Source organism: Reyranella sp., from assembly GCF_965227665.1.
Taxonomy (GTDB): Bacteria; Pseudomonadota; Alphaproteobacteria; order Reyranellales; family Reyranellaceae; genus Reyranella.
This window is the reverse complement of record NZ_OZ245767.1, coordinates 2,986,943-3,003,348: the sequence shown is the minus strand read 5'-3', so window position 1 is coordinate 3,003,348 and position 16,406 is coordinate 2,986,943. Positions and strand designations below refer to the sequence as shown.

Genomic DNA, 16,406 nt, shown 5'->3' with positions numbered 1-16,406 from the left:
CACATTCTCTCTCGGTGGTGGCCGGCGATGTGATGGCCGGTCTAAACCACCACCACGGCCGGTCCCGAGAGGGGCCGGTTTTCTTTTGGGCCGGTCACTTCGACGCGGCGGCGAGCTTCAGCAGCGTCTCGCGGTCCTGCGTGACGAGTTTCTTGTAGTCGCCGACGATCTTCTCGAGTTCGTCCGACGGCAGCACGGTCTCGAGATCGGTGAATCCCTGCGGTGCGCGCTGCTCGACGATGTCGAGCATCACGTCGATCCCCTTGCGCCGGTTGCTCTCGACGATGCGCGCGGTGGGCGGCAGGCGCCGCTCCTCGTAGCGCCGCAGCGCGGCCTCGGGATCGTCGCCGACCGCCAGTTCCTGCGTGATCGCCTCGCCGTCGAGGATCGCCTGCGAGGCGCCGTTGGAGCCGATCGGATACATGGGATGGGCGGCATCGCCCAGCAGCGTGATGCGGCCATGGCTCCAGCGCGGCAACGGATCGCGATCGACCATGGGGAATTCCAGGATCGTATGGGCGTTGCGGATGACGTCGGGCACGTCGAGCCAGCCGAAGTTCCAGTCGGCGAAGCGCGGCAGGAAATCCTCGAGCCGGCCCGGCTTGTTCCAGTCCTCGCGCGAGGGCAGGGCGCCATCGCCCATGTGGAGGTCGCAGATCCAGTTGATCAGCGCTTCGCCGCGTTCGGCATGGGTGCGGCTGATCGGATAGCAGACGAATTTCTGATTGTGATGGCCGGCCTGCACCATCGTGTTGCCGCCGAGATAGGGTTTGCCCACGGTGACGCCGCGCCACATCAGGATGCCCTGCCACTTGGGCGGTCCCTCGTTCGGGTAGTAGCGCGCGCGCACCGCCGAGTGGATGCCGTCGGCGGCGATCAGGAGGTCGGCCGTCGCTTCCTCGACGATGGCACCGTCGCGGTCGGCGAAGCGGGCCGTCACCGTGGCGCCGTGTTGCGCGAAATCGGCGATGCGCCGTCCCATCCGGATGTGATCCGCGCCCAGCATCTCCTGCGCCGCATGGACAAGGATCATCTGCAGCTCGCCGCGATGGATCGAGAATTGCGGCCAGGGCAGGCCGGCATGGCGACCGCGCGGGTCGGCCCAGATCGTCTGGCCATGGCGGTTGGCGTAGCGCAGCTCGCGGGTCTCGATGGCGGTGGCGGCGAGGGCGGGCTCAAGTCCCAGGCTGCACAGGATGCGCACCGCGCCGGCCTGGATGTTGATGCCGACCCCAAGCGGGCGCATCTCCGACACGGCCTCGTACACCGTCACGTCGTGTCCTGCACGATGCAGGCACATGGCTGCGGTCAATCCGCCGATTCCGGCGCCGGCAATGATGATTTTCATGGGTGGCTCGTTGGTCGCTTCAGGTATCCCGGCTCAGGCCGCGCTGGGCCAGGGCCGCCTCGTAGGCGGCCCAGCGCTCGGTTCGCGTTTCGCTGAGCTCGCGCAAATAGGCCCAGCTGTAGATGCCGCTGTCGTGGCGGTCGTCGAACACGATGCGGATCGCGTAGTGACCTACGGGTTCGACCGAGGCGATCTTCACATGGCGGCGGCCGCCCACGATCTTCTTCTGGTTCGGTCCGTGGCCCTGCACTTCGGCGGACGGGCTCTCGACCCGCAGATATTCTGCGGGGAGCGCGCAGGCATGGCCGTCGGAGAAGTCGATCTCCAGCCGTCCCTCTTCCTTGAAGACGCGCAACTCCACCGGCCACGGCGCCGCGTCGGATTCGTAGTTGCCGCCATCGGGCACGGCCTTGGGAAAGTCGGCCGTCACGGCACGTCCCGCAGCGGGCGTGCCTCGCTCACCAGCATGATCGGAATGCCGTCGCGGATCGGATAGGCGAGGCCGGCCTTGCGGCTGATCAGCTCGCCGGCAGCGGCGTCGTATTCCAGCGGGCCGTGCGTCGCCGGGCAGACGAGGATCTCGAGCAGCTTGGGATCCACGCCGGCGCGGCGGGGGGCTGCGGTGTCGTCCGATGGGAGGCTCATCGTCGGGGTTTCCCTGATTCTTGTGCCGGTTCTTATAGCACGGCGCCCGCCGCGGCCCCTAGCCCGCGCCGTGCCGCCGCGCCCGGGTTCCCCATCGGGCTCAAGTAGTATAGAGGGGTATACTATGGCACATCTCCAGAAGAAGAAAGCGCAGCTGGTCGCACGGGTCCGCCGGATCGCGGGACAGATGGCGGCGATCGAGAAGGCGATCGAGCAGGATGCGGACTGTTCGGCGGTCCTGCAGCAGGTCGCCGGCGCGCGCGGCGCCCTCAACGGCCTGATGGGCGAGCTGATCGAAGACCACGTGCGCGAGCATGTCGCGCGGCCCGGACTCGACGCCACGGCGCGCGCCGCCGGGGCCGAGGAGCTGATCGCCGTCGTCCGCCGGTATGCCAAGTGAGGGGCACGGCATGAGTCCGCGCCACGCCGAACCGTCCTCGCACGACCACGTCTTCCTCGGCGAGCGGCACGACGAAAATGCCCGGCGCACGCTCTGGGTCGTCGGCCTGACCTCGCTCATGATGGTGGGCGAGATCGCCGCCGGCATGGTCTTCAATTCGATGGCCCTGCTGGCCGACGGCTTCCACATGGCGACCCATGCCGGCGCGCTCGCCGTGGCGGCCGCTGCCTACGCGTTCGCACGGCGGCATGCGGCCGATCGGCGGTTCAGCTTCGGGACCGGCAAGATCGGCGATCTCTCGGGTTTCGCCTCGGCGCTTGTTCTGGCGCTGGTCGCGCTGGGGATCGCCACGGAATCCGTCGGGCGCCTCTTCGATCCCACACCGGTGGCCTTCGGCGAGGCGACTCTCGTCGCCATTCTGGGCCTGGCCGTCAACGTGGCCAGCGTGTTCCTGCTGTCGGGCGGTCACAGTCACGGACACCAGCATCACCACAATGACCACGGGCAGGACCATGCCCATCACGACAACAATCTCCGCTCGGCGTTCGCCCACGTGCTGGCCGACGCGCTGACCTCCGTGCTGGCGATCGTCGCCCTTCTGGCCGGCCGCTATCTCGGCTGGGTCTGGCTCGATCCGGTCATGGGCATCGTCGGCGGCATCGTGATCGCCCTCTGGGCGTGGAACCTGCTGCGCGACACCGGCGCGGTGCTGCTCGACACGAGCGACCCGCATCTTGAAGCCGAGGTGCGGGAACAGGTCGAGGGACCGGGCGACGCGCGCATCACGGACCTTCATGTCTGGCGGATCGGCCCCGGCGCCCATGCCGCGATCGTCAGCGTTGCCGGCGCCGTGGACCGCGAGACCATCCGCGAACGGCTCGTGCCGGTGCACGAGCTGGCGCATGTGACGATCGAAACCGGCTGAGGCATGGTCGGGTCCGGGATGCCGTAATCGAGGATCTAATCATGTACGAGGACCGCGAGACCGCCGCCATCAAGGGCGTGGCCTACATGGACGGGCGTTGGATGAAGCTGTCCGAGGCTGCGGTCCCGATTCTCGATCGCGGTTTCGTCCGTTCCGATGCGACCTACGATGTGGCGCACGTCTGGAAGGGACGCTTCTTCCGGCTCATGGACCATGTCGAACGTTTCCAGGCGTCGATGGCCGGCCTGCGCATGTCGCTGCCGCTGACGGGACAGCAGATCGCCGACATCATGATCGAGTGTGCGAGCCGGTCGGGCCTGCGGGATGCCTATGTGCAGGTGACCTGTACCCGAGGCTTGCCGCCCGCAGGCACGCGCGACCCGCGCCTGTGCCGCAACCGCCTCTATGCCTTCGCGCAGCCCTTCGTGTGGATCGCCGACGAGGCCCAGCGGCAAGACGGCCTGCGCATGATCCTGGCGCATACCCAGCGCATCCCGCCGGAATCGCTCGACCAGAGAATCAAGAACTTCCACTGGCTCGACCTGACCATGGGAATCTTCGAGGCCTATGACCGCGATGCGACCATCGCGCTGCTGCCGGCGGCCGACGGCACGGTGACGGAGGGGCCGGGCTTCAACGTCTTCGTCGTCCGCAACGGCGCGCTCGCCACGCCGGCGCGCGGCCTGTTCGAGGGCATGACGCGCCGGACCGTGATGGAAATCGCGGAAGCCCTCCAGCTGCGGGTCGAGGTGCGGGCGGTGCAGGCGCACGAGGTGGCCGAGGCGGATGAGATCTTCATCAGCAGCACGGCGGGCGGCATCATGCCGGTCGTGAACTACGAGGGCCGTCCCGTCGGCGACGGCCGGCCCGGCGCGCTCAGCCGTCGCATCGAGGAACTCTATTGGGCACGACACGAGGAGCCGGCGCTGTCGACTCCCGTGCCCTACGGCGACTGACGATCAGGGTCTCTTCGAACATGCTGGAGTCACCAACACCAACCTCATGCTGAGGAGCGCTCCACAGGAGCGCGTCTCGAAGCATGGGCACGAGCACCACGTTTGTTGCCGATCCTTCGAGACGGCCCTTCGGGCCTCCTCAGGATGAGGTGGTGGTTAACTTGAGACCGATCGCCCCCTAATTCGTGCGGCCGGGCGGTGTGTCGGACGGATCGCCGAAGGCGCTCATTTCGAGGAAGGCGATCAGCAGCTTGGCGCGCGCGGTGCTGTCGGCGGCTTCCAGCAGCGCCTGCTTCTCGGCCGGGCCGAAGGGCAGCACCATCGACAGCGAGGTGACGAGGTTGGCGTCGGCCGCCTTGTTCACGGCATCCCAGTCGGTCGAGAGCTGGCGGCCGCGGAAGAAGGCGGCGAGGGCCGCCATCAGCCGGTCGCGGTCGAGATCGACGACGTCGTCGGCATGGTCGAGATCGGCGCGATAGGGCGAGAAGACGGAGGAGACGCGGCGGTAGCCGCCCTGGGCGGGGTCGAGCTCTCGCACGATGTCGAAGCGGCAGACGCCGCTCAGCACCAGCATCAGCCGGCCGTCCTCGGTCTCGTTGAAGTTGGTGATGCGCCCGGCGCAACCGACGCGGTGCACCTTGGGACGGCCGTCGTCCGACGGCATCCCGTCGCTGGCGAACCCGCCGGGCTGAACCGGCTGCACCATGCCGATCATGCGCGAGCCGGCCAGCGCGTCGGAGATCATGGCGAGGTAGCGCGGCTCGAAGATGTTGAGCGGCAGCTTGCCGCCGGGCAGCAGCAGCACGCCCGACAGCGGGAAGATCGGCAGCGTCTCGGGAAGCTGCTCGAAGGACGGCTCGAACGGATTGCGCGCCGGCCTTTGCGAGGAGCGCTCCGAATCACTCATGAAGAGGGGCTCACGAGAACAGGATGGTCGAAAGCCGCTTGCGGCCGTCGACGGAAATGGGGTCGGTGAAGCCCAGCGCCTCGAAGAACTTCAGGAGCTGCTGGCGGGCGGCCGCCTCGTTCCAGTTGCGGTCGGCCTTGATCATGGCGAGCAGCTCGTCGACGGCTTCCTGCTTCTGGTTGCCGGCCCAATAGGCCATGGCGAGGTCGAGACGGGCCTGGAAGTCCTTGGGATCGGCCTCTGCCCTGGCCTTGAGGTCGCCGATCGGGCCGGCATCCTTGGCCTTCTCGGCGAGATCGATCGCGGCCTGGGCGGCCACCACATCGGCGCCGGTGCGCTCCTTGGCCGGAATCTGCTCGAGCAGCTCCTTGGCCTGTTCGACGTCGCCGAGAGAAACCTGGTAGCGCGCGAGGCCGGCCAGCGCCACGACGTTGGTCGGCTCTAGGCCCAGCACTTCGCTGTAGATCTGCGCGGCGGTATCCATGTCGTTCTGCGCGACCGCGGCCTTGGCCTGCTCGAGCAGTTCGGCCAGCTCCGCGGCGGCGGGATCGCCGGTGGCGCCGCCGGAGGCCTGGATGAGGCGGGCGACGAACTCCTTCAGCTGGCTCTCGGGCACCGCGCCCATGAAGCCGTCGACCGGGCGGCCGCCGAAGAAGGCATAGACGGCCGGGATCGACTGGATGCGCAGCTGCTGGGCCAGCATCTGGTTCTTGTCGATGTCGATCTTGACCAGCTTGACCGCGCCCTTGGCCTCCTTGACGACCTTTTCGATCATCGGCTGGAGCGTCTTGCACGGCCCGCACCACGGCGCCCAGAAATCGACGATAACCGGTACGGTGCGCGAGGCTTCGAGCACGTCCTTGGCGAACTTCGTCTGGTCGCTGTCCTTGATCAGGTCGGCGGGGGCAGCCTGCGGCGCGGCGCCCTGCAGCATCGTTTCCATGAGTCCTCGAGCGGAATTGGGATGTTCGCCTGCAATGTGGCGTCGGCCCCCCCTGGAAGCAAGGGGCCACACCGATCCGTTCTAGGGCGCGCGGACCTGGTGTTTCATCAGCTCGTCACCGAGGCGGCCGGTGAGGAAGAGGCCGCACATCCGGTAATCGCTGATCAGCGACCAAAGAGGGGCTTCGAAGGTGGCGGGCTTGTTCTTTTCGATGAAGAAATGACCGAACCAGGCCGGTCCGTAGCCGAAAACGGGGACGCCCAGCAGCCACCACCAGTTCTGCGACGCGATCGCCCAGACCAGAAGGGCCGCGGAAGCGATCGTGCCGACGTAGTGGACGGCGCGCGTCGATGGTTTCGCGTGCTCGCGCAGATAGAAGGGCCAGAACTCGGCGTAGGTCCGGAAGCGGGAGGCCATCCGGAAAGACTACCCCAAAGCGCCCGACTTTTTGAGGGCGTCGATCTCATCCTCGCTGAAGCCGGTCTCGCGCAGCACCTCGTCGTTGTGCTGGCCGACTTCGGGGGGCGGGCCGGCGGTGCGCGGCGTGGCGAAGCCCAGGCGGATCGGCGTGTTCACCGTGCGCGGGATCGCGGGATTGCTGGTTTCGGCGAAGATGCCGGCATGGTCGGCCTGCTCGTCGTCGATCACATCGGCCAGCCGCCCGATGACCCCGAAGGGGATGCCGGTGCCCGACAGGCGCTTCTCCCAATCCTCGTAGGGATGTGCGGCGAACACCGGCGCCAGCAGGTCGTGCAGTTCCTGGGCATGGGCACGCCGTTCCGGCCGTCCGGTGAAGCGCGGATCGGCCATCAGGTCGGGCCGCCCGATGATGTCGCAGAACGTCGCCCACAGCCGGTCGTCGCGCACCATCAGCAGCTGCAGCCAGCGATCGTCCTGCGTGCGGTAGAGGTTGGTCAGTGCGTTGCGCGGCCTGTCGGGCGGCGGGCGCACCGGCAGCTGCGCGCCGATCAGCGCGCCGGCGGCCGTGGTGCCGTTGGCCCAGACGCCGTTGGCGTAGAGCGAGGTGCCGACCCAGCCGCCCTTGCCGGTCTGGTCGCGCCGTCGCAGGCCCATCAGGATGGCGGCGACCAGGGTCATCGCGGTCGCGCGGTCGCCCTGTGCCGGCAGCGAGACGCCCGGCGGGCCGCCATCGTAGCGCGCCGCATCGAGGATGCCGGAGCGGCCGAAATAGGCGGTGATGTCGAAGCCCGGCCGGTCGCGGTCGGGGCCGGTCTCGCCGTAGCCGGTGAGCGAGCAATAGACGAGGCGCGGGTTGATCGGCTCGATGTCCTCCCAGCGCAGCCGCAGCCGTTCACGTGCCGGTGGCGGGAAGTTCACGATCATCACGTCGGCCCGCTTCAGCAGCCGTTCGAGGATGGTGCGGGCGCCGTCGGTCTTGAGGTCGAGCGCGAGGGAACGCTTGTGGCGGCCGTCGAGCTGCCACGGGAAGTTCCGGTCGCTCTGCGGGTAGCTGGCATTGCGGAAGCTGTTTCGATGCGGATCGCCATCGACCGGCGGCTCGATCTTGATCACGTCGGCACCGAAATCGCCCAGGGCGGCGGCGGCAGCGGGCGCGGCGATGAACGAGCTGATGTCGAGGACGGTGAGGCCGGCCAGCGGCAGCGGTTCGTCCGACGTCATCGGAGCGCACCGCTGGCCTTGAGGGCCTCGACTTCCTGCGCACTCATGCCGGCCTCGCGCAGCACCTGCTCGCTGTGCTCGCCGAGCGCCGGTGCGGGATGCGCGATGCGCTGAGTGGCGAAGCCGAGGCGGATCGGATCGGCCAGGGTGCGCGGCATGTCGGGGATCGCCGTGTCGACCACGGCGCCGCAGGCCACGGCCTGCTCGTCGTCGGGAACGTCCTGCGGGCGGCTGATGACGCCGAAGGTGACGCCGTGCGTCGCCAGGGCCTCGCGCCAATGCTCGTAGGGCTTGGTGGCGAAGGTGTCGCTGAGGATGCCGGCCAGTTCGCCGGCGCGGGCGCGACGCTCGGGCTCGGTGGAGAATCGCGCATCGTCGATCAGGGACTCAAGTCCCATCGCGCGGCAGAGCGGCGCCCAGAGCTTGTCGGTGCGCACGATGGTGAGCTGCAGCCAGCGATCGTCGGACGTGCGGTAGATGTTGCCCAGCGCCGAGCGGGGCCGGTCCGGCGGCGGCCGGTGCGGCAGGAAGGCGCCGACCAACGCGGCTTGCGCGATCACACCGCACGACCACAGGCCGTTGCCGAGCAGCGACGTGCCGACCCAGGAGCCTTCGCCGGTCTTCATGCGGTGGATGAGCGCCATGAGGATGGACGAGACGAGCGCCATCGCCGTCGCGCGATCGCCCTGCGCGGGTCCGGGCACGCCCGGCGGTCCGCCTTCGTAGCGCTGCGCATCGAGCAGGCCCGAGCGGGCGAAGTAGGCAGTGGCGTCGAAGCCGGGCCGGTCGCGATCGGGGCCGCTCTCGCCGTAGCCGGTGAGGGAGGCGTAGATCAGCTTCGGGTTGACCTGCTTCACGTCGTCATAGGCGAGCTTGAGCTTGTCGCGCACCGGCGGCGGAAAATTGCAGATCAGGATGTCGGAGGTCGCGATCAGCCGGTCGAGGGCGGCGCGGGCGTCCGCCTGCTTGAGATCGAGCACGATGGAGCGCTTGTTGCGCGAATCCATCTGCCAGGGATAGTTGACCTCGCTCTTCGGGTAGTTCGCCGAATCCTGCATGATCCGGCGGTTGGGATCGCCGTCCGGTCCTTCGACCTTGATCACGTCGGCGCCCCAGTCGCCCAGCACGACGGCGGCGGCCGGTGCGGCGATGAATGAGCTGATGTCCAGTACGCGCAATCCCGCCAGCGGCAGGGCAGTCTCGGTCATGGATTCTCCCTTTCGCGGCCGATATGGGCGCGACGCTCTGGCCGCCGTCAACACCGCTCGTTAGCTTGATTTCGGCACGCGGTGTGCTTGCCGGAATTTGAGAACGAGGAACCCGATAGTGGCTAAGAAGCGCAAACCGAATTTTCTGATCGTGCTGATCGACGACCTCCGGTTCGATGAGCTGGGGATCTGCGGCCATCCTTACATGAAGACGCCGCACATCGACCGCATCGGCCATGAAGGCGCGATGTTCACCTCGGCGTTCCACACGACTCCGCTCTGCTCGCCCAACCGCGCCTCGATCCTGACCGGCCAGTATGCGAGCCGCCACGGCATCATCGACAACGTGGCGCGCGACGCCCACAGCCATCGCCTGCCGAACTACCACGTCATCCTGCAGCGCCTGGGCTACGAAACCGCCCATATCGGCAAGTGGCACATGGGCAATTCCGGCGGTCCGCGCCCGGGCTACGACAAGTGGGTGAGCTTCCCCGGCCACGGATCGATCATCGACCCGATCCTGAACATCGACGGCAAGGAGAAGAAGTACGAAGGCTACATCACCGACCTGCTGAACGGTCATGCCGTCGACTTCCTGAAGAAGAAGCGCGACAAGCCCTTTGCGCTGTTCTTCGCGCATAAGGCCGTGCATCCCGACGCCTTCCAGGCGGCCGACGGTACGATCGATTTCACCGACGGCGGCTACCGTCCCGCGCCGCGCCATGCCGACCTCTACAAGGGCGAGCATTTCCCGCGCCGGCCCAATGCGCTGCCTGCGGCCGATGTGGTGAAGGACAAGCCGGCCTGGACCGAAGCCCACACGCTTCGCGTCAACGAGGCCTCGCGCAAGGTGCTGGATGGAATCCTCGCCGGAACCGACGAGGAAATCCGCCTGCGCGCCGCCATGATGGCCTCGGTCGACGAGGGCATGGGCGACATCCTCAAGCTGCTCGAGGAGAAGGGCGAGCTCGACAACACCTTCATCCTGTTCTTCGGTGACAACGGCTACTTCTTCGGCGAACACGGGCTCGGGCCCGAGCGGCGCTTTGCCTACGAAGAGGGCATCAAGTCGCCGTTCCTGATCCGCTACCCCGCCTGGTTCAAGCCGGGCACGGTGAACGACGAGCTGGTGCTGGCGCTCGACATCGCGCCGACGCTCGTCGACCTCGCGGGCGGCAAGGCGTCCGATTTCAAGACGATGCAGGGCCAGTCGCTGAAGCCCTTGGCAAAGGGCGCCAAGCCCAAGGGCTGGCGCACCTCGTTCATGTGCGAATACTTCAGCGAGAACGCCATGCCTTGGCTCGTGGGCATGAGCTACAAGGCGATCCGCACCAAGCGTCACAAGTACATCCACTGGACGCAGAAATCGCTCGACGGCGTCGCGTGCGACGAACTCTACGACCTCAAGACCGATCCCTACGAAATGAAGAACCTGATCGGCAAACGGTCGGAGAAGGGGCTGATCGCGCGCCTGCGCAAGCAGCTCGCGTCCCTGGTCGCGAAGTCCGTCGGTCTCTAGAAAAGGCTCAGAGCCATGCTCCTGACGAAGAGAAGCTTCCTCGCTGCCGGATTGGCCGCCATCTCGACGCGGAGCATGGCGCAGGCCTGGCCGACCAAGCCGATCCGCATGATCGTGCCACTGGCGCCCGGCGCCACGGCCGACATCATCGCCCGAATCTATGCCGACGAACTCGGCAAGGCGCTCGGCCAGACCGTCGTGGTCGACAACAAGACCGGCGCGGGCGGCACCATCGCCTCCGCCGAAGCTGCGCGCGCAGCCCCCGACGGCTACACGATGCTGCTGATCTCCCAGGGCACCATGGTGTTCAACATCGGGCTCTATCCGAAGCCGGGCTACGATCCGGTCAAGAATTTCGACCCGGTGGCGGTCGCGGGTTCGGTCTCCAACGTCCTGATCGTGCATCCCGACAATCCGGCGAAGACGGTGGCCGACCTGATCGCCCAGGCCAAGGCGAAGCCCGGTGAACTGACCTACTCCTCGGGCGGCACCGGGACGAGCCATCATCTGTCGGCCGTCCTGTTCGAGCGCGATGCCGGCGTGAAGCTGCAGCACGTGCCCTATCGCACGACGCCGGCCGGCATCATGGGCGTCGCCAACGGCGAGGTGACGATGGCCTTCTACAACACGCCGACCGTGGTCGGTCAGATCAAGGGCGGAAAGCTGAAGGCCCTCGCCGTCACCAGCGCGCAGCGCTCGGAACTGCTGCCCGACGTGCCGACGATGGTCGAGCAGGGGATGAAGGATTACGTCTTCAGCACGTGGATGGGCTTCGCCATGCCGAAGGGAACGCCGGCGCCGGTCATCGACAAGCTGAACGCGGAAATCATTCGCATCGGCAGGCTGCCGGCGGTGCTGGAGAAGACGAAGGGGCAGGGCATCGACATGATGCCGCCGGAATCGCCCGCCGCCGTCGACAAGCTCATCCGCGACGAGCTGGCGCTCTGGCTTCCCATCATCAAGGCCTCGGGCGCGACGGCCGAGTAGCAGGCCGCAGCGGGCCGTATCCTTGCCAAAGCAGGGCCGTGCGCGTATCTCCCCCTGTCCTTCAATCAGGGGTGCGCGCACGCTAGGCGCATATAGTCATGGGCTACAGAGTCGCCGTCGTCGGCGCGACCGGCAATGTCGGTCGCGAAATGTTGCAGATCCTGGCCGAGAGGAACTTCCCGGCCGATGAGGTCGTGGCACTTGCCTCCTCCCGTTCGGTCGGCCTGAAAGCCTCGTTCGGCGACAAATCGATCCTGAAGGTCCAGGACCTCGCCAAGTTCGACTTCAAGGGCATCGACATCGTGCTGAGCTCGCCGGGCGCCAAGGTCTCGGCCGAGCATAGCCCGCGCGCCGCCAAGGCCGGCGCGGTGGTGATCGACAACACCTCCTACTGGCGCATGGACCCGGACGTTCCGCTGGTCGTGCCGGAGGTCAATCCGCAGGCGATCGCCGGCTACAAGGGCCGTGGCATCATCGCCAACCCGAATTGCTCGACCATCCAGATGGTGGTCGCGTTGAAGCCGATCCACGACGCGGCCGGCATCAAGCGCGTCGTCGTGTCGACCTATCAGTCGACCTCCGGCGCCGGCAAGGAAGCGATGGACGAGCTGGTCAACCAGACCAAGAGCTTCTTCGTCAACCAGACGCTCGACCCGGTGAAGTTCACCAAGAACATCGCCTTCAACGTCATTCCCCAGATCGACGTCTTCATGGATGACGGCTCGACCAAGGAAGAGTGGAAGATGGTGGTCGAGACCAAGAAGATCCTCGACCCCAGGATCAAGGTCCACGCGACCTGCGTGCGCGTACCGACCTTCGTCGGTCACGCCGAGGCGGTGAATCTCGAGCTCGAGCGGCCGCTCGACGACGACGAAGCGCGGCGTATCCTCGGGGCGGCACCCGGCGTCCTGGTGGTCGACCAGCGCGAGCCCGGCGGCTACGTGACGCCGAAGGAAGTCACCGGCCAGGACGGCGTGTTCGTGAGCCGCATCCGCTCCGATCCCACGGTCGAGAACGGCCTGGCGATGTGGGTCGTCAGCGACAATCTGCGCAAGGGCGCGGCGCTGAATGCCGTCCAGATCGCCGAAGAGCTGATCAAGGGCTATATCTAGGCGCGTCGCTTGCCCGGAAGCGGACTTCGAATGGCGTGGACCTCTCGGTCCGCGCCATTTTCGTTTGAGGGCGATGCTTGTGAGAAGCTGCTGAGGTAAAGTGTGAGCGTGAACGACACGCCCCACATCCATCCGACGAAGCGTGAGTCCGCGGCCTCCGGCGCACCGACCCCGTTGTTCGGCAGCGCGGCCGACAGTTTCGTCCAGCAATTGCGCCTGGCGTCCCAGGCGCACCGCGCCGGGCGTCTCGACGAGGCGATCACCTCCTATCTGCGGCTGCTCGCGGTTCGTCCCGATCATGCCGAGCTGCACAACAATCTCGGGGTCGCGCTGCGCCTCGCCGGCAAGCTCGAAGCCTCGGTGTCGCATCACCGGCTGGCGCTGGCGGCCGACCCGCAGAATCCGGCCCTGCATTCCAATCTCGGCAACGCCCTGCGCGCCGTGAATCGGTTCGACGAAGCGGTGAAGCATCACTACCGGTCGATCGCGCTCAGCCGCGACTATGCCGAGGGGTTCTTCAATCTGGCACTCTGCCTGCGCGACCTCGGCCGGCTCGACGAGGCGATCGGCTGCTTCAGCCGCGCGCTGACGATCCATCCCGACAACCGGCGCGTCCGGGTCGAATTCGCAATCGCGCTGCTGATGCAGGGCGAACTCGAGGCCGGGTTCGCCGCCTACGAGATCCGCAAGCGCCTGCCCGAAACGCCGACGCCCGACTTCGCGCAGCCGGCGTGGGACGGCGGGCCGCTTCAGGGCAAGCGCATCCTGCTCTATCCGGAGCAGGGCCTGAGCGACGTGCTGCTGTTCGTGCGCTTCGCCCGCGAGCTGAAGCGACGCGGCGCCACCGTCCTCGTCCTGTGTCAGGCGCTCTTGAAGGAGTTGCTGCGCGCGGTCGACTATATCGACGAGGTCGTGGCCGAGGAGGAAGCGCTTCCCGCATTCGACGTCCATGCCTCGATGGTGTCGCTGCCGCATCTGTGCCGCGCCGATTTCGCAGCGCTTTCGACCGCGACGCCCTATCTCCGGGCGCCGGCGGAAAGCCGCATCAAGCTCGGCCGGCTCGAGCAGGCAAAGCTGCGCATCGGGATTTATTGGGCGGCGATGCCGGGCCAGGCGCAGGACCGTCAGCGCTCGGTGTCGTTCGAACATTTTCTCGCGCTGTCGGGCGATCCCGAGCTGCTGTTCTTCAGCCTGCAGGGCGGCGTTCATCAAAAGGACATCCAGGCGTTCGGCGCCAGCGGGCTGGTGCACGATGTCGGCCGCGGCATCTTCGATTTCGGCGAGGCCGCCACGGCGCTGTCGCAACTCGACCTGATGATCTCGATCGACGCGCCGGTGGCGCATCTGGCCGCGGCGATGGGCGTGAAGACCTGGGTGCTGCTGCCTTCGACCGCGGATTGGCGCTGGCAGCTCGGGGGCACCGGGGCGCCCTGGTACCCGTCGGCGCGCCTCTTCCAGCAGACGAGTCCGGGAAACTGGAACGACGTCTTCGCCGCCGTGCGGCGCGAACTCGACGCCCTGAAGAAGACAGCGGTCTAAGGCGAAAGCCGCCTCAGCGCGTCCGCATCGTCGACATCGTCGAGTGTATCGGCCAGGGCGGTCGTGACCTGTCGCGGCAGGCCGGCCAGCGTGTCGGCGAGCACCGTCGCCGTCGACCAGCGTACGCCCTTGAAAAGAGAACGAGGCAGGGGCCGCACGCGTCGCGCGCCGACCAGCCAGAAGCCGCCATCGCGCGCCGGGCCGAAGACGAGATCGTGTCCGCCGAGCAAGGCGAAAGCCCGCGCGATATGATGTTGGCGCATCGCCGGAATGTCGCTGCCCACCAGAACGACGGGCCCGGCGGGCAAGGTCAGGAACGGCCGCTTCATGCGCCGGCCGAGATCGCCCTGCTTCTGAGGCTTTCTGCGCGAGACGGGCACGAGTCTCCAGGCGGGATCATCGAGCGACGTGTCGGGCGTCACGAACAACCACACGGTCCAGCGCGGATCGCGCGTCATGCGTCTGATCTGGTCGTCGAGGAGGCGGCGATAGAAACGGGCGGCTTCCGCCATGCCGATCTCATTGCCCAGCCGGCGCTTCACGCGGCCGGTCTGCGGGGCGCGGGCCAAGATGACGAGATGCCGTTTCATCTTCCGTACAAGCGTCGCAACGTGAGTGGCGGAACGCCGGCGAAATAGAGCGAGAGGCAGGTGAGGTTTCGCAGCGGGCGCAGCCACCAGCCGTCGCGCCGATAACGGGCCGCCGACGTGATCGCATCGGCCTCCAGAAGAACCAGATCGTGTCGACCAATGCGGCGCACGAGATCGACGTCTTCCATCAGCGGCAAAGGCCGAAAGCCCCCGAGACGTTCATAGTGGGTGCGGGCGATCAGCAGGCCCTGATCGCCGTAGGGAAGGCTGAAGCTGCGGCAACGCCAGGCGGCGAGTCGTTCCACCCGCCGGGCACCGGCCTCGTCCGCATCGAAGCGCAGCCGGAAGTAGCCGGCCTTGCCGTTGATCGATTGGACGAAGCGGGCAATGACGTTGCCGGCGCCGCTCTGCAGTCGCGTATCGGCGTGCAGGAACAGCAGCCACGGCGCGACACCCGCAGCGGCGCCGGCGGCAAGCTGGCCGCCGCGACCGGCCGGCGCCGTCACGACCGCGGCGCCCGCCCGGCGCGCGATCCCGACCGTATCGTCACGCGAACCGCCGTCGCAGACGGTCGTCGAGAAAGCGAGGTCGGCGTGAATGGGAAGGGCCGCCAGGGTGCGGGCAAGTGTCGGGCCCGCGTTCAGCGTCGGGATGACGATGTCGATGGCGGTCGTCACGCGCTGCAGGCAGCCCCGCCCAGGACGCAGAACTTGGCGCAATGCGGATGGTTGAGGCGCACCTCGCCGACGCTTTCCGCCAGTGTCCCGCCCAGTTCGAACTGCGGATCGTAGGGCAGCAGCGTGCAGGCCACGACGGCGGGTCGTGCCGCGCCCTTGCGCTTCACCACCATGCGCGACGACGCACACATCACGCTGTCCGGCGACTTCTTCAGGATGCCCCAGCAGGCCGTGGTGATCTCCGGCACGTCGACCGTCGGATCCATTTCGGGGAACAGAACCAGCCTTGCCGGATCGCGCGCGTCGATCGCGACCCCCAGTCGTGTGAAGAGCTGCGCATAGCCGGCGCGGACTTCCTCGTCGGTCTCGTTGGAGAAGTGGCGGCCCGCCACATGCACGTCGAAGCCTGCCTCGGCCAGCCAGACCAGCCCGTCGATGGTCGGCTTCCAGCTTCGCAGGCCGCGCTCCTCCTCGTGCAGCTCTCGCTCGTAGTGATCGACCGAGACGCGGATCGCGAAATTGTCGCGCCCGTGCCGCGCCAGCAGGTCGAGCAGCGCCGCCTTCATCTTGTGCATCGGCTTCATCGCGTTGGTCAGCACGATCGCCTTGAGGCCGCGCGCGAGCACGTCGTCCAGCATCGCCGGCAGGTCGGGATTCATGAAGGGCTCGCCGCCGGTGAAGCCGATCAGCTGCGTGCCGTGGTCGTCGCGCTCGATCTCGTCGAGATAGGCCGCGACTTCAGCGGCCGTGAGATAGACCAGCCGGTCGTTGCGCGGCGAGGATTCGATGTAGCAGTTGCGGCAGGTGAGGTTGCAGAGGGTGCCGGTGTTGAACCACAGCGTCTCGAGCGCCTTCAGGCCGACATGCGCGCGTGTCTCGCCCCTGGCGGTGATCCAGGCATCCTTGAATTTCGCGGGATCGAGCAGAGCGGGCAGCATCGGAAAAATCCTGCGCAAGGAAAGGCGGCGGAGGCTAGCACAATTCGTGCAATGCAATGGTGGCCGCGAAA

The 16,406-nt window shown here is 67.2% G+C and carries 18 protein-coding genes; 7 read left to right on the top strand and 11 right to left on the bottom strand.

Going from position 1 to position 16,406, the window contains the following annotated elements; all coding sequences use genetic code 11:
* Positions 1 to 94 precede the first annotated feature (94 nt).
* The 3 genes from ACO07I_RS14520 to ACO07I_RS14510 are packed head-to-tail and all read right to left on the bottom strand — an operon-like array spanning position 95 to position 1,993.
* Positions 95 to 1,348, bottom strand: coding sequence for a flavin-dependent oxidoreductase (locus tag ACO07I_RS14520; RefSeq protein ID WP_422008776.1), 1,254 nt, complete (start codon positions 1,346 to 1,348; stop codon positions 95 to 97).
* 19 nt (positions 1,349 to 1,367) lie between these two features.
* Positions 1,368 to 1,754, bottom strand: coding sequence for a gamma-butyrobetaine hydroxylase-like domain-containing protein (locus ACO07I_RS14515; protein ID WP_422018267.1), 387 nt, complete (start codon positions 1,752 to 1,754; stop codon positions 1,368 to 1,370).
* A gap of 20 nt (positions 1,755 to 1,774) precedes the next feature.
* Complete coding sequence (locus ACO07I_RS14510) at positions 1,775 to 1,993, bottom strand: Trm112 family protein (RefSeq protein WP_422008774.1); 219 nt, start codon at positions 1,991 to 1,993, stop codon at positions 1,775 to 1,777.
* A 124-nt stretch (positions 1,994 to 2,117) separates the two neighbouring features.
* Here ACO07I_RS14510 and ACO07I_RS14505 point away from each other — a divergent pair, with 124 nt between their 5' ends.
* The 3 genes from ACO07I_RS14505 to ACO07I_RS14495 are packed head-to-tail and all read left to right on the top strand — an operon-like array spanning position 2,118 to position 4,274.
* Positions 2,118 to 2,393 (top strand): metal/formaldehyde-sensitive transcriptional repressor, encoded by a 276-nt coding sequence (locus tag ACO07I_RS14505; protein WP_422008772.1) that lies wholly within the window; start codon positions 2,118 to 2,120, stop codon positions 2,391 to 2,393.
* Positions 2,394 to 2,403: 10 nt separating this feature from the next.
* Complete coding sequence (gene dmeF, locus ACO07I_RS14500) at positions 2,404 to 3,318, top strand: CDF family Co(II)/Ni(II) efflux transporter DmeF (RefSeq protein WP_422008770.1); 915 nt, start codon at positions 2,404 to 2,406, stop codon at positions 3,316 to 3,318.
* Positions 3,319 to 3,359: 41 nt separating this feature from the next.
* Entirely contained in the window at positions 3,360 to 4,274 is a 915-nt protein-coding gene (locus ACO07I_RS14495; RefSeq protein ID WP_422008768.1) for an aminotransferase class IV, read from the top strand.
* Positions 4,275 to 4,452: 178 nt separating this feature from the next.
* Here the strand turns inward: ACO07I_RS14495 and ACO07I_RS14490 are convergent, their stop codons facing one another.
* From ACO07I_RS14490 to ACO07I_RS14470, 5 genes are all read right to left on the bottom strand, one after another.
* The gene (locus tag ACO07I_RS14490; RefSeq protein ID WP_422008766.1) at positions 4,453 to 5,181 is read right to left on the bottom strand and encodes an LON peptidase substrate-binding domain-containing protein; all 729 of its coding nucleotides are present in this window, start codon (positions 5,179 to 5,181) and stop codon (positions 4,453 to 4,455) included.
* Between the two features lie 10 nt (positions 5,182 to 5,191).
* Positions 5,192 to 6,124 carry a thioredoxin gene (trxA, locus tag ACO07I_RS14485; protein WP_422008764.1) on the bottom strand — a complete coding sequence of 311 codons (933 nt, stop codon included), beginning with the start codon at positions 6,122 to 6,124 and terminating at the stop codon, positions 5,192 to 5,194.
* Between the two features lie 81 nt (positions 6,125 to 6,205).
* Positions 6,206 to 6,541, bottom strand: coding sequence for an Mpo1-like protein (locus ACO07I_RS14480; RefSeq protein WP_422008762.1), 336 nt, complete (start codon positions 6,539 to 6,541; stop codon positions 6,206 to 6,208).
* Between the two features lie 9 nt (positions 6,542 to 6,550).
* On the bottom strand, positions 6,551 to 7,765 hold the full coding sequence (locus ACO07I_RS14475) for a CaiB/BaiF CoA transferase family protein (RefSeq protein ID WP_422008760.1): 1,215 nt from the start codon (positions 7,763 to 7,765) through the stop codon (positions 6,551 to 6,553).
* Positions 7,762 to 8,973 carry a CaiB/BaiF CoA transferase family protein gene (locus ACO07I_RS14470; RefSeq protein ID WP_422008759.1) on the bottom strand — a complete coding sequence of 404 codons (1,212 nt, stop codon included), beginning with the start codon at positions 8,971 to 8,973 and terminating at the stop codon, positions 7,762 to 7,764. Before ACO07I_RS14470 ends, ACO07I_RS14475 begins: the two co-directional genes overlap by 4 nt.
* Positions 8,974 to 9,091: 118 nt before the next feature.
* Between ACO07I_RS14470 and ACO07I_RS14465 the strand changes: the two genes are divergently transcribed.
* The 4 genes from ACO07I_RS14465 to ACO07I_RS14450 all read left to right on the top strand — a co-directional run bounded on the left by ACO07I_RS14465 (position 9,092) and on the right by ACO07I_RS14450 (position 14,130).
* Positions 9,092 to 10,492 (top strand): sulfatase-like hydrolase/transferase, encoded by a 1,401-nt coding sequence (locus ACO07I_RS14465; protein WP_422008757.1) that lies wholly within the window; start codon positions 9,092 to 9,094, stop codon positions 10,490 to 10,492.
* A gap of 15 nt (positions 10,493 to 10,507) precedes the next feature.
* Positions 10,508 to 11,479 (top strand): Bug family tripartite tricarboxylate transporter substrate binding protein, encoded by a 972-nt coding sequence (locus ACO07I_RS14460; RefSeq protein ID WP_422008755.1) that lies wholly within the window; start codon positions 10,508 to 10,510, stop codon positions 11,477 to 11,479.
* A gap of 98 nt (positions 11,480 to 11,577) precedes the next feature.
* The gene (locus tag ACO07I_RS14455) at positions 11,578 to 12,591 is read left to right on the top strand and encodes an aspartate-semialdehyde dehydrogenase (protein ID WP_422008753.1); all 1,014 of its coding nucleotides are present in this window, start codon (positions 11,578 to 11,580) and stop codon (positions 12,589 to 12,591) included.
* Between the two features lie 102 nt (positions 12,592 to 12,693).
* On the top strand, positions 12,694 to 14,130 hold the full coding sequence (locus ACO07I_RS14450; RefSeq protein ID WP_422008751.1) for a tetratricopeptide repeat protein: 1,437 nt from the start codon (positions 12,694 to 12,696) through the stop codon (positions 14,128 to 14,130).
* Here the strand turns inward: ACO07I_RS14450 and ACO07I_RS14445 are convergent.
* From ACO07I_RS14445 to ACO07I_RS14435, 3 genes are read right to left on the bottom strand one after another with little or no spacing between them, the layout of a single operon-like run.
* Positions 14,127 to 14,720, bottom strand: coding sequence for a TIGR04282 family arsenosugar biosynthesis glycosyltransferase (locus ACO07I_RS14445; RefSeq protein ID WP_422008750.1), 594 nt, complete (start codon positions 14,718 to 14,720; stop codon positions 14,127 to 14,129). The genes ACO07I_RS14450 and ACO07I_RS14445 overlap by 4 nt on opposite strands.
* Positions 14,717 to 15,397, bottom strand: a complete 681-nt coding sequence (locus tag ACO07I_RS14440; protein WP_422008748.1) for a TIGR04283 family arsenosugar biosynthesis glycosyltransferase — start codon at positions 15,395 to 15,397, stop codon at positions 14,717 to 14,719. Before ACO07I_RS14440 ends, ACO07I_RS14445 begins: the two co-directional genes overlap by 4 nt.
* Positions 15,394 to 16,335 carry a radical SAM protein gene (locus ACO07I_RS14435; protein ID WP_422008746.1) on the bottom strand — a complete coding sequence of 314 codons (942 nt, stop codon included), beginning with the start codon at positions 16,333 to 16,335 and terminating at the stop codon, positions 15,394 to 15,396. Before ACO07I_RS14435 ends, ACO07I_RS14440 begins: the two co-directional genes overlap by 4 nt.
* Positions 16,336 to 16,406: the final 71 nt, after the last annotated feature.